12 protein-coding genes and 1 tRNA gene are annotated in these 12,733 nt (G+C 41.7%); 3 read left to right on the top strand and 10 right to left on the bottom strand.

From position 1 onward, the window contains the following. Window positions 1–76: 76 nt before the first annotated feature. Window positions 77–997 carry an alpha/beta hydrolase gene (locus RMX69_RS00610; protein ID WP_289794760.1) on the top strand — a complete coding sequence of 307 codons (921 nt, stop codon included), beginning with the start codon at window positions 77–79 and terminating at the stop codon, window positions 995–997. 18 nt (window positions 998–1,015) lie between these two features. On the opposite strand, the gene RMX69_RS00605 is transcribed toward RMX69_RS00610, so the two are convergent. The 8 genes from RMX69_RS00605 to RMX69_RS00570 form a co-directional block, all read right to left on the bottom strand. Beyond that, complete coding sequence (locus RMX69_RS00605; protein ID WP_289794761.1) at window positions 1,016–1,786, bottom strand: SDR family NAD(P)-dependent oxidoreductase; 771 nt, start codon at window positions 1,784–1,786, stop codon at window positions 1,016–1,018. Continuing rightward, entirely contained in the window at window positions 1,786–2,793 is a 1,008-nt protein-coding gene (gene arsS, locus RMX69_RS00600; protein WP_322636125.1) for an arsenosugar biosynthesis radical SAM (seleno)protein ArsS, read from the bottom strand. The genes RMX69_RS00605 and arsS overlap by 1 nt, the downstream gene beginning before the upstream one ends. A 43-nt stretch (window positions 2,794–2,836) precedes the next feature. Continuing rightward, entirely contained in the window at window positions 2,837–3,802 is a 966-nt protein-coding gene (locus tag RMX69_RS00595; RefSeq protein ID WP_322636124.1) for an inorganic phosphate transporter, read from the bottom strand. 268 nt (window positions 3,803–4,070) lie between these two features. Beyond that, on the bottom strand, window positions 4,071–5,039 hold the full coding sequence (gene arsM / locus RMX69_RS00590) for an arsenosugar biosynthesis arsenite methyltransferase ArsM (protein WP_289794764.1): 969 nt from the start codon (window positions 5,037–5,039) through the stop codon (window positions 4,071–4,073). Window positions 5,040–5,242: 203 nt separating this feature from the next. Continuing rightward, window positions 5,243–5,917 (bottom strand): response regulator transcription factor, encoded by a 675-nt coding sequence (locus RMX69_RS00585; protein ID WP_289794765.1) that lies wholly within the window; start codon window positions 5,915–5,917, stop codon window positions 5,243–5,245. A 169-nt stretch (window positions 5,918–6,086) separates the two neighbouring features. Next, window positions 6,087–6,374 carry a Mo-dependent nitrogenase C-terminal domain-containing protein gene (locus tag RMX69_RS00580; protein WP_289794766.1) on the bottom strand — a complete coding sequence of 96 codons (288 nt, stop codon included), beginning with the start codon at window positions 6,372–6,374 and terminating at the stop codon, window positions 6,087–6,089. Between the two features lie 386 nt (window positions 6,375–6,760). After that, window positions 6,761–7,264: an N-acetyltransferase family protein gene (locus RMX69_RS00575; protein ID WP_322636122.1), complete on the bottom strand. Its 504-nt coding sequence runs from the start codon at window positions 7,262–7,264 to the stop codon at window positions 6,761–6,763. A gap of 183 nt (window positions 7,265–7,447) precedes the next feature. Next, window positions 7,448–9,118 carry an ABC transporter ATP-binding protein gene (locus RMX69_RS00570; protein WP_322636121.1) on the bottom strand — a complete coding sequence of 557 codons (1,671 nt, stop codon included), beginning with the start codon at window positions 9,116–9,118 and terminating at the stop codon, window positions 7,448–7,450. Between the two features lie 180 nt (window positions 9,119–9,298). Between RMX69_RS00570 and RMX69_RS00565 the strand changes: the two genes are divergently transcribed. Next, entirely contained in the window at window positions 9,299–9,667 is a 369-nt protein-coding gene (locus tag RMX69_RS00565) for a hypothetical protein (RefSeq protein ID WP_322636120.1), read from the top strand. 14 nt (window positions 9,668–9,681) lie between these two features. On the opposite strand, the gene RMX69_RS00560 is transcribed toward RMX69_RS00565, so the two are convergent. Both RMX69_RS00560 and RMX69_RS00555 read right to left on the bottom strand, forming a co-directional pair. Next, the gene (locus tag RMX69_RS00560) at window positions 9,682–10,464 is read right to left on the bottom strand and encodes an RNA methyltransferase (RefSeq protein ID WP_322636119.1); all 783 of its coding nucleotides are present in this window, start codon (window positions 10,462–10,464) and stop codon (window positions 9,682–9,684) included. Window positions 10,465–10,550: 86 nt separating this feature from the next. Beyond that, window positions 10,551–10,631: transfer RNA gene (locus RMX69_RS00555), tRNA-Leu, on the bottom strand. Between the two features lie 407 nt (window positions 10,632–11,038). On the opposite strand from RMX69_RS00555, the gene murA reads away from it, so the two are divergent. After that, window positions 11,039–12,406, top strand: a complete 1,368-nt coding sequence (murA, locus tag RMX69_RS00550; RefSeq protein ID WP_289799864.1) for a UDP-N-acetylglucosamine 1-carboxyvinyltransferase — start codon at window positions 11,039–11,041, stop codon at window positions 12,404–12,406. Window positions 12,407–12,733 lie beyond the last annotated feature (327 nt).

Genomic DNA, 12,733 nt, shown 5'->3' with positions numbered 1-12,733 from the left:
CTCATTTTTTGTTTCAAATCACACTATCCTCAAAAATAGTATAGAAATTATTTAAATTACATAAAAAATTAACCCTATGATTGACCATAGCGATCGCATACTCTCTCATAAACAAGGTAGATTCCCAGGTGTTGGAGGACTTGAACTGTATTATCAAAGCTGGCATCCAGAGGGTAAAGTCCGGGTAATATTAGCCATTGTGCATGGACTCGGAGCACACAGCGATCGCTACAGTAATATAATTGAGCAGTTGATACCCAAGCAATATGCTGTCTACGCCTTAGACTTGCGTGGTCATGGACGCTCACCGGGTCAGCAAGGCTATATCAACGCTTGGAGTGAGTTTCGTGAAGACTTGGGAGCTTTTTTACAGTTAATTCAGACTCAGAATCCTGGATGTCCAGTTTTTCTCTTGGGTCACAGTTTAGGCGCGGTGATTGTCTTAGATTACATTCTCCGATATCCCCAACAAGCATCATTATTGCAGGGTGCGATCGCTCTTGCGCCAACTTTGGGTAAAGTAGGGGTTTCACCGATTCGGGTGCTTTTAGGAAAAATGCTCTCACGAGTGTGGCCGCGTTTCACCCTGAATACAGGCATTGACATCAGTGCTGGTTCACGAGAACCCCAGGTTTTAGCTGCCATTGCTCAGGATACAATGCAACATACCCGTGCTGCTGCCCGTCTGGCTACAGAATTCTTTGCAACAGTTGATTGGATTAATGCTCATGCAGGTGATTGGCAATTACCATTATTGATTCTCCACGGTGGCGCAGACCGAGTAGCTTTGCCAGGGGGAAGCGATATTTTTTACCAAAGGCTAAACTGCACAGATAAGCTGAGAATCGAGTATCCAGGAGCCTATCACGAACTTCAGAGTGACATAAATTACCGCGAGGTACTAGCTGATTTGGAAGACTGGTTGGAGCGACACCTACCATCTGAGGTAGTGCAGTTAGCACGGGAAAGCGCTGAGTTAGAGTTTCCTAGTTCTTAGAACCTAAATTTTAAAAAGTTACCAAGGCAATCTGCTACCATCCCATGAGAAAAAATGTCCACTATCGCCTTCTTGAAGCTGTTCGATAACAGCCAATAATTGGGTAACAGTACGTTCCACTGAAAATAATTTTTCCGCAGGGACATTTCTTTGGAAAGGACGAGAAAGGCTGGTATCAGTTGTACCAGGATGTAATGTTACTATTAATGCTTTCGGACAACTTCTTTTATACTCAATTGCCGCAGTTCGCATCAACATATTGAGTGCTGCTTTAGAAGCCCGATAGCCATACCATCCACCAAGTTGGTTATCGCCAATACTGCCCAATTTAGCAGAAATAGTGGCGAAGACGCTGCGATCGCCATGACGAAACAGAGGCAATAAATGTTTAGCCAGTAAGACAGCACCAATACTATTTATCTGAAAGTAGCGCAGCAAATTTTCTGAATTGATCTGTCTTAAGCTTTTTTCAGGTTGCAAAGTATCTTCATGTAACAGTCCTACACAGTTGACTACCAAATGCAGTTTGTCAACTTGAGTATGTATTTTTTGAACAGCTTCAATAATCTGTAACTCGTCAGTAATATCCATCTCCAAACAAATTAATCGCTCAGGACATTCGTCTGCAAGAGCTATTAACTCTAAGGCTGATTTCGGTTGACGAGAAGTTGCATAAATTTTAGCTATTCTGCGATCTTGTAGCAATTTTTTCACACAACCCAAACCAATACCTTGGCTGGCTCCCACAATCAAAGCATTGACAGGATTAATTTCATCGATAAAAGACATTAGAGCAAAGCGCCACCACAACTAGAACCACACCCAGCAGTACAACCATAGCAATAAGCAGCAGTTTGTACATCACTAATCAGGTCTAAATTGCCAGCTTCTAACAATTTGCCAACTGTCAAAGTTTCACCATTGCGAGTTTTTGCAGGCAAATTCATCATTTGGTTAAAGTCACAATCATATACATTGCCCAGATAGTCAATTGAAAGTTCATCGCGACACATTAAATGTTCAACTGTGCTGGTATTAAAATGCGACTCTAAAAACTGCAAATAGCTAGCGTATAGTTTTTTCCGCTCTAAATACATTTTGGTTCTACCAACTGGTAGGTTGGTAAAGGTGAAGAGGTTGTTAAACACAATATTAAAATGTTCTTGCAAGAACATTTTGTAATCTCGTTCTAGGTTACTCTGTTCGGGAGCTAAAGAAAATTTTTCATCGGTGGGCAACTGAGGATTAAAAACCAAGTCTAAAATTAAGTTTTGGTCTTTACCATAGCCGAGTTCGTTAAGCCACTGCAAAGCTTTGACTGAACTATCAAAAACACCAGTACCGCGCATTTTATCAACATTATCTGCTAGGTAACAGGGTAGAGAAGCCACAACTCTTACTTGGTGTTTAGCAAAGTATTCTGGTAAATCACCAAATCCATCTTCAAAATAAATGGCCAAATTAGAGCGGACAATCACTTGTTTACCAGTTGCTTTTGCTGCTTCTACCAGTGGCTTAAATCCATAATTCATTTCAGGCGCGCCACCAGTCAAATCCACAACTTTAATTTCAGGAAATTTATGGATTAGTGAAATCAATTGTTCGCAAATTTCAGGAGAAAGTTCTTCTGTACGTTTTGGGCCGGCTTCGACATGACAGTGTGTACAGGCCAGATTACAACGCTTACCTAGATTAATTTGTAAAACAGTGATTCCTTTTTTTGTCAAAGGTGAACTGAGTTTATTTTTAAAGGCTGTGACTGCTGTATCTCGTAGAATTTTTGCTTGAGTTTGCATTAGTTACTACTCCTAAAAAATTGCACAACAATATTCAACTTTTCTAACCTTGCAATAATCTGTAGGTTATTGCACTAATAATTGCAGCAGTTGGTAAAGTTAAAATCCACGATAGTAGAATCTGATAAAAAACACGCGTATTAGATTTAGATTTTTTGCTAATTAATCCTACACCAAAAATCGAACCAACTGAAACGTAAGTGGTAGAAACTGGAAGCCCAAACCGAGTAGCTGCAATCACCAGAATCCCAGTGACTATATTTGCTGATAAGCCTTGAGTATGATTCATTGAGGTAATCTTTTCACTCATGGTTATTGCAACTTTTTGGGAGTTGAGTAAACCGCCAAGTGCCATTGCGATCGCTATTGTGATCATTCCTCCCTGAATCGAGAAATACTCAATAATGAGGATGAGTGAAACAATCTTAGGAGTATCATTTAAGCCTCTAGCAAAACTGACAATTGCAGTACTGAAAAAATGACACCCATCAATCATTTTTTGGTTGACTGGTAGATGCCATTTTGAATTAATATAGCCAGATAAGCTGTAAATTCCTGCTCCCAAGGGAATAGCAATAATTGGACTGAGTAATAAAGGCAAAACAAAGGAAGTTCCTAAAGCTGCAAAATTAACTTGTAATCCGATTGCAACTAATCCAGCGCCAACCAGCGCACCTGTTAAACTGTGAGTTGTGGAAATAGGAAACCCCATAAGGGTAGCAATGAGTACAGTCAATCCAGTAGCGATCGCGACTGCGAGATGAAACTCTGGAGAATTAGCGATCGCATCAGGTAATAGTCCTTTTCCAGAGAAGTTTTTAATTAATACTCCTGCTAAAAAAGTCGCAGTTATTGCACCAGCAAAAGTTGTAAAAGTTGCCCACAAAATTGCTGTTTGATAACTGCTAGTTCGGCTACCAAACAGCGTCGCTACACCTTTAAAATTATCATTTGCTCCATTTGAATATGCTAAAAAAAGCGTAGCTAAAAATAGACTAATTAACAACATTTTGGAGTTTATAAAGAAGAAAGAATTCAGAATTCAGAATGTAATTAGTGAAATATTCAAATTGCGCATTCATTACCCAGCGATGCACTGACTTGTACTGAGCGCAGTCGAAGTAGCTTGTCGTACTCCTCCGGGGAAGCAAGCTACGCGAAGCGTCTGTCTGCAACACGCTGCGCGAACGTAGAGAAGGAAGTGTCGCACAGAACCATTCTGTTAGCGGATAGCTAAGGTTTAGCCCATTCTGACACCTGAATTCTTTCTGAATAAATCAACAGCAGCCACCACCGCTATAGTGCCAGGTTGAATCGGTAACAATTATTTCTGCTGGCTTACTAGCAGCAAGTTTAGCAGCAGTTTTATCACACACCGCAGCCGGAATACCTAACTGAAGTATATGACCTGCCAAATCGTCAAAGAAGGGTTCAGAACCAGCATAAATTGCTGTTTTTCCAGTGAATATGCAAGCACCATCTTCTGGAATGATAACTTTAAATGAGACAGAATCCAGACTTTCTAAAAGTAAGTTTTCTTCTAAATTATAAGTCTGGGAATCTAGTAGGCGATAAGGACGACGGGCACGAATTTCAACTTGACCAAAACCAGCATTTATAATCCTTTCAGTATACTCTTGATATGTGAGTGCGCCTGATAAACACATGGCTCTCAGTCGCTCATCTTCTTGAAGATGTGCTGGAATTGGACGAGTAGCAATTGGATCGCTCATCTGCAAGCGTCCACCTGGTTTTAATACCCGATATGCTTCTTTTAAAGCACGAGTTAAATCTTGTGGTTCAAAGATGTTGAAAAGGCAATTTTGTGCCACGATATCGACGCTAGCATCAGCAACAGGTAAGTTAAAAGCATCACCTTCGCAGATTTCTACAAAGCTGGTGTTAAACCAGGGGTTTTCTTGAGCAGCAATTTCCAGATTACGTGCAGCTGCTTCCCGCATGGCCCCAACCGGTTCAACGGCAATTACAGCACTTGCATAACGGGAAAAATAAGCGAATTGCAACGCTTCTAAGCCGCCACCAACACCGACGTACAGCACTGTAGGTTGGTTTCCTAGTTCGGTGGGGTGAACAGTGGTGCCACAACCATAATTCATTTCCTGCATTAACAAAGGAATTTTCAATCCTGGTAATTGCAGGGGCGTACTTTGTACACAACAAAGTCCAACTTGCGGGGTTTGGGCAACTTCGCGGTAGAACTGCGCTGCTGTTTCTAGATAGGTCATGCCACTTTGAGTTTTGGATTTTGGATGATGATAGCTTTGTGCATCCTAATATAATTAACTCTAAGTTGGATGAGTTTTTGTAGAGATTGCCAAAAACGCCAAAGTTTGCTAAACTTAAAACCTTTGCTTTTGGGCAATAGGCACTGAGGGAATAAGGAAGAATTATTGGAAAGTCTTTTGCTTGTCTTGCCCCAATCCCCAATTCAATCATGCAATGTGTAGCCAACACCAATCACAGTTTGAATGAGACATTTTTCATTATTGGCTTCAAGTTTCAGGCGCAGGTAGTTAATGTAAGGTTCAATGATGTTAGCATCGCCCATGAAGTCATAACCCCAGACTTCCTCTAAAATGCGATCGCAGCTAATTATCTGTCGCGGATGGGCCAGTAAATATTCTAGTAAATGAAATTCTTTAGCAGTTAACTCAATTAACCGCCGATCTCGATACACTTCGCGTGTGCGACGATTTAAACTCAGGTCTTCAAATTCTAAAACATCTGCGTACTCTACTTGATTGCTTCTTCGTAGGCGAGCGCCGACTCTGGCTAATAATTCATCAACGCTGAAGGGTTTAACAAGGTAATCATCAGCACCAGCGTCTAAACCTGCAATGCGATCGCTTACTTCATCTTTGACGGTTAATAAGATTATCGGCACTTTCTCAGATATGCTCCGCAAGCGGCTGCAAATTTCCCACCCCGACAACCCAGGCAACATCCAGTCTAAAATTACTAAATCCAGATGCAACTCCCTTGCTGCGGTAAGTGCAGTTAATCCATCGTAGGCAATACTGACTTGATAGCCTTCATAATTCAATTCCAATTCGACAAATCGTGCCAGTTTGACCTCATCTTCAATCAGTAAGATGTGCGTCATGATGATCTTAATAATTTCAGCAGGATACGGGAAGCAACAATAGTGCCAGCTACTTAATAGCCAAACATCTAATTAGGTGTACGTTAGCTTAGTATAAACCTGAGTAAGTAACAACCGTAAATCTGCAATTACCGATCGCTGCTCGATCTAAGAACAATCCAACTGGCTATCAGCAATAAGCTGTGATATCTTCACCACATTCATCGGCAAGATAACAGAGCGCTCTAAAACGCAAACCAACCACTTCCTCGTATAGAGGATTTAATTTACACATAGGTGGAATATGCAATAGCTTCCGACCAAACAGGGTGATGTCTCGCTCAAAGGGACACTGAGCAGGAATAGCTTTGCATAGAAAATGAGCCAATTTGGAGTTATGAATTTCTATAGTTTCCAACCACTCGCGGACTGAGTGCAGTAGGTCGTTGTGTGAGTGAACTTGCATAAAGCTTGTCATAATTTTTCACCTTGATAATTTCAAACTAGATTAAGTTTTTTGTATTTGAACCTCTATAAATAAATACAGTTCGCTTTTGTAGTTTTATGCACTTATTACTTTTTCTTTGGTTCTCTACAGAGATAAAATGAGTATTATTAACTACACATTCAAGTACTACAGTTCCCGATAATTTGTCCTGACTTTTCACCTTAATATTGAAAAATCCATCAAAACCTAACCCTCTAATCTTTCCCTAGTAAAGAAGCTCGATTTTCAGGGCAAAAATAGACCTTTTACAAAAATATATTTTTGCTAGAGAGGGAAAAGGGTGCAACTTAATATATTGCACCAGCTTTGCTCAAGCTACGATGTGAAATAAGAAGAGCGAGAAAATAGCGATCGCTTTAAACAAAAGGTTTACTAATTCGCAGTCCCATGATCACTAAGTCCCGTTCAACACTATCAAGTTCGGCAATGTTAGGTAAATGTCCCCAGCGTTCAAAACCAAACGTTTCAAAGAGTTTTAAACTGGGCTGATTGTGGGCAAATATGAAGCATACTAGGCTCTTTATACCTAAACTAGGACTTTCGTTAATTGCTTGTGCTAAGAGTTGCCGTCCCAAGCCGCACCGATGAAAGTTAGGGGCTATGTAAATACTAATTTCGGCAGTCTTACTATAGGCGGGTCGCCCATAAAAAGATTGGAAACTAAGCCATCCAGCGATTATTCCATCTATTTCAATTACCCAAAGTGGGCGTTGTGAAGGCGATCGCCCTTTAAACCAAGCAAGGCGACTTTCCACGGATACTGGTTCTAAGTCAGCCGTTGCCATGCGGCTGGGAACTGCGGCATTGTAAATTGCCACAATTACAGGTAAGTCAGTTTCAGCCGCATGGCGAATAGTCATTGCTACCGTCTCGGAAAAAATTTTCAGAAAATATTCAAAAATAATACAGTGTTAACAGTAGCAATTCTACGGCTTCTATAGCGATTCTCTATTTGAATAAGTTAGGCGGGTATAGGCACATATCTGTTCCCCTACTGAATTCTGACTCCTGAATCCTGAATTCTCTTTCGATAACTCCTAATTTTATGCACGTGCTAGTAAGGGAGCAGCAGCTAGTAAGGTTTTGGTATAAGGATGCTGAGGATTGGCGAAAATCTGTTTTGTCAGACCGAGTTCGACAATTTTACCGCCATTCATCACGGCAATACGATCGCACAAAAATCGAGCTAACCAAAGATCGTGAGTGATGAATAGATAAGTTAACTCAAACTCTTCCTTTAATTGCAACATCAAATCAAGCACCTGTGACTGCACGCTGGCGTCTAGCATACTTACTGGTTCATCGCAGATTAAAAGTTTAGGGTGAGTAATCAAAGCACGAGCGATCGCTACTCTTTGCTGTTGTCCACCAGACAAATCTGACGGATAACGCTCATAATACACTTCTGGCGGTGTTAACCCAACTTTATTTAGCATCCACAAAACCTGTTCTTTTGCCTTGGCAGGATTGGCTAAATTGTGGATAAATAAAGGATCTGCAATACTTTGTCCCACTGTCATCGCTGGATTGAGACAAGCATGAGGGTCTTGGAAAACCATTTGTATTTGTCGCCGCGAGGAACGAATTTCTTGACGCGATAGTTTAGTTAAATCCTGTCCTAAAAACTCAACTTTGCCACTAGTGGGACGAATTAGTTGCAATATTGTTCGTGATAGTGTGCTTTTACCACAACCTGATTCTCCGACTAAGCCAAGAATTTCTCCTGAATAAAGATCCAGGTTGATTCCATCTACTGCTTTAATTGTCTGCGCTTGTGTGTTAAGCAGTCGTTCGATAAAGTTAGGTTCTATAGTGTAGTGTTGCTTGAGTTCTGTAACGCTCAAAATTGGAGATTGCTGATTAATAATTGGTAATTGCTTTTCTTCGTCATTAGCAATTATCAATTCTCCACTATCAGTTACTGCTTGAATATGTAAAGCTGCTTTTAAGAGCGATCGCGTATATTCATGTTGAGGTTGCCTAAATACGGTTTCTGTAGAACCCATTTCGACCATTTTGCCGTTGTACATCACGCCAATGCGATCGCAATATTCAGCCACCATTGCTAAATCGTGAGATATCAACAACAATCCCATGTTTTCTTCACCGCACAGGCGAGTTAATTCTTGCAATATCTGCGCGGATACGGTGACATCTAAACTGGTGGTGGGTTCATCGGCAACAATAAACTTGGGGTTGAGGAGTAAAGCTAAAGCGATCGCTACCCGTTGGCGCATTCCGCCGCTAAACTCATGAGGAAACTGATTCCAACGACTAGCGGGAATATTCACCTTAGCTAAAGTAGCAAGTGCTTTTTCTTTCGCTTCCCGCGTTGATAATTCTGGTGAGTGCGCCTGAAGGGTTTCGATACAATGCTTACCAATGGTCATCAACGGATCGAGGCGTGTCATGGGATCTTGAAAAATTAAGGCGATCGCCTCTCCCCGAAATTTCCGCAACTGGTTAGGTGTCAAGTCAAACACTGATTGTCCTTGAAATGTCACCCGTCCCTCAATCCGACTAGAGGCTGGTAGTAAACGCATTACTGCCCGTCCTATAGTTGATTTACCACAACCTGACTCTCCCACCAATCCCATTCTTTCACCTGGTTTCAAGGTGAAAGATACATCATCAACCGCCCAGGTTGCTTCTTCTCCACTCCGAGCAGGATAGGCAACTCGCAAATTTTCGATACAGAATAAGGCTTCACTCATAGTTAGTAATCAGCCCTGAGCTACCAGTTTTTATAATTTCAAATTTAGGATAGTCTATCAAATTAAGTATTAGAACTGTTTTATAAAACTTACCTAAACTTAGCCAAACTTGATTTAGTGTACCCGTAGTGATCGCAATAAATCTCCCGTCTTAGCAATTGGAGACAGCTATCGATATTCTTGATAACCATTGCTAAAGTTGATACAGCACACAACTATGATGTTATAAGTGCAAAATTTAAATCTGTAGGAACTAGAATCAAAATTAAGTCAGTAAATCAGGATTTTCAAGCTAATATTATGGAGCAAAGTCAGCCAGAACAGCGCCGCGCTGCCGATCAAGTATTTCAACAATCCCTCGAACAGTTGGAGGATATCTTACAAGAAATTTCAACTGAGGAAGAAGAGATCCCTCAACTGCATACTAGTACTTTCACGGAAGTAGAACTCGACGAAGACTTGATAGATATTGATTTAGCAGCTCTTGAGGACGCAGTTGCTGATATTGAACAATATCTCGAAGAAAAAACAAAAACCCAATTGGGGTAAAAAGTTAAAATTCACTACTGACAAATCAATTGCCGTTGAGCTTCGTACAACATTAAAGCGGCTGCGATCGCCACATTCAAAGATTCCACCCCAGGACTCAAAGGAATTCTGACTTGCCGATCTGCGATCGCTGCTAAATCTGCTGACAATCCAGCACCTTCATTTCCCAGTAAAATCATACTGGGTTTTCGCCAGTCCACTTCCCAATAAGTTAAAGTCGCATTGGGTAAGGTTGCCACTACCTGCATTCCTGCTTGCTGACTTTGTTGGACTGTCGCTTTTAAATCTTCGGTTACGGCTGTTGTTAGGCGAAACCATTGCCCTGCGGAAGCACGCAGAACTTTAGGGCTATCTAAATCTACACTATCTTCACTTACCCACAAACCTGATGCTCCGGCAGCAGCAGCGGTGCGAATCATTGTACCCAGGTTGCCGGGATCTTGTACCGTTTCTAAAGCTAGCACTAAACCAGTAAATGGTAGTTGAGTTTGGCGTTGGCTTCGTTTTGCCGTTGCCACCACACCATCCGGTTGGACTGTGGTAGCGATCGCATCCAAGACTTCTTGACTGACAATTTCGGCGCGATCGCATCGGCTACAAGCTTCTTCCCATAGCGAAGGATGGGCTAATTGCCAATCTGGGGTACAACACACTGTTTCTAGTGGGTAATTGACCGCACAAGCTTCTTCTAACAAGTGCGTCCCTTCTAGTAGAAATAACTGTTGCTTGTGCCTCTCCTTAGTGGAGTGCAGCTTGCGAATTTGTTTGACTAGGGAATTCTGTAAACTGGTCAACATTAAAAAGTTAGGAGTTAGGAATTAAGAGTTAGGAGTTAATTTAGTTTTCTTAAACTCATAACTCATAACTCCTAACTTAGATAGTATGCGGAACCCGGGACTTGAACCCGGAAGCCTTGCGGCACTAGAACCTGAATCTAGCGCGTCTGCCATTCCGCCAGTTCCGCTGGCATTTGTGCTTATCGACAATTTCTTATTATTGCGTTATGTTTTACCTTTGTCAAGTAAAAGCAATAATGCCTCGTTAAAAGTCTCTAACTGGAAACGAGTTTTTCAGGCACAACGTCGAATCAAAATATTAACTGAACAGTACAGCATTGATTTTTAGAGAATACTTAAGTTATTTTACTGAGTATTTAATTTTGCTTAAAACTACTGCTTATTGATTCTTTTTTTAAATTTTTTAAAAATCTCAAAAAGCTTGCTATTGCTTGTTTACAGCCTGCATTTTCACTCAAAAAGCAATTTTTTTATACAAAACCCTGCTTTAAAACGTGGACATTTTGAATCTTTACTGTAGAATCAAAACCAACTTCAAACATATAAAATACGTATTACTTTTGGAGGTAGGCTTATTAATCCTTCTACCAGCTTACCAGATGCCAAAATTGCTCCAGAAGCAGACTCCTCAGTCTTGCAAATTTGGGGCGGGCATCCTTTGCGGGGTCATGTGAAAATTAGCGGGGCAAAAAATTCAGCACTGGTAATCATGGCTGGAGCCTTGCTGTGTCCGGGCGATTGTCGTATCCGTAATGTCCCTTTGTTAGCGGACGTAGAACGGATGGGTCAGGTGTTATCAGCTTTGGGTGTGCAATTAACCCGACAAGGTGACATTTTAGATATCAATGCCAGCGAAATTAAAACATCAAAAGCTCCCTACGAATTAGTTACCCAATTGAGAGCGAGTTTTTTCGCCATTGGAGCCATTTTGGCAAGACTGGGAGTAGCACAGATGCCCTTACCAGGCGGTTGTGCGATTGGGGCAAGACCGGTTGACTTGCATGTTCGAGGACTGCAAGCAATGGGAGCGGAAGTACAAATTGAGCATGGCATTTGTAATGCCTACGTCCCTGGCAGCAGCCGGAGATTAAAAGGTGCGAAGATTTACTTAGACATTGCCAGCGTTGGAGCGACGGAAAACTTGATGATGGCGGCTACCCTAGCAGAGGGTGAAACGATCATCGAAAATGCTGCCAGAGAACCGGAAGTAGTCGATCTAGCTAACTTCTGTAACGCGATGGGAGCGAAGATTAAGGGCGCGGGGACTAGCAGGATTATTATCGAAGGAGTCCCCAAGTTGCATTCTGTTGACTACAGCATTATTCCCGATCGCATTGAGGCTGGGACGTTTTTGCTGGCAGCAGCAATTACCCGCTCAGAACTTCTTCTCTCGCCAGTGGCTCCAGAACATCTCATTCCAGTAATTGCCAAGCTGCGAGATATTGGAGTGACAATAATTGATGAAAAGCCTGACCACTTGCACATTCTGCCAGCGGAAAGCCTTAAGGCAACGGATATTGAAACTCAATACCATCCAGGTTTCCCCACAGATATGCAAGCGCCATTCATGGCTTTGCTGGCAGTGGCAGAAGGCGACAGCGTAATTAACGAATCCGTCTTTGAAAATCGCTTGCGTCATGCCTCAGAGTTGAATCGTTTGGGGGCAGATATTCGTGTCAAAGGCAATGCTGCTTTCGTTCGGGGAGTACCAAAATTATCTGGCGCACCAGTATTAGGTACAGACTTACGAGCATCGGCAGCGTTAGTCATCGCCGGACTAGCAGCAGAAGGACAAACCACAATTCAAGGTTTACAGCACCTTGATCGCGGCTACGATCGACTTGATATGAAGTTGCAGCAATTGGGGGCTAAAATTCTCCGCGTAGGCGAAACAGCAACAGATGCAGAAATCGCTCCCAGCATTAGTAGCCTGTCAAGTTGAAATTTCTCGGTTGAGACTGACGCGAGGATAAGAAGAATAAAGCAGACAAGGTAAAATTTTCTCCCTTGTCTGCCTTTATCTCTCCCATCTATACCTTGCGATCTGCTGAATTCTCCTGATAGATAGAGGCTTTTAAGCTTTGCCCATATCTTTTTTTGATGAATATTCTGGAAAAATCTGTGTTGGCTGTTACAATATTGTTAAGAAAAGTTGCCCGTTGCATTTTGGGAACGCGTAATTGGGTTTTAACTCTCTTGAGAAGACAACGCAAAAAAAATTTTTTAGACCAGCTGTGGGAGGCTGGTCTTTTTGTTTTTAAAGTTATCA

Origin of the sequence: Nostoc sp. EspVER01 (genome assembly GCF_034530635.1) — a bacterium.
Taxonomy (GTDB): domain Bacteria; phylum Cyanobacteriota; class Cyanobacteriia; order Cyanobacteriales; family Nostocaceae; genus Nostoc.
Note: the sequence above shows the minus strand (reverse complement) of the source record. Positions and strands in the feature narration are given on the sequence as shown.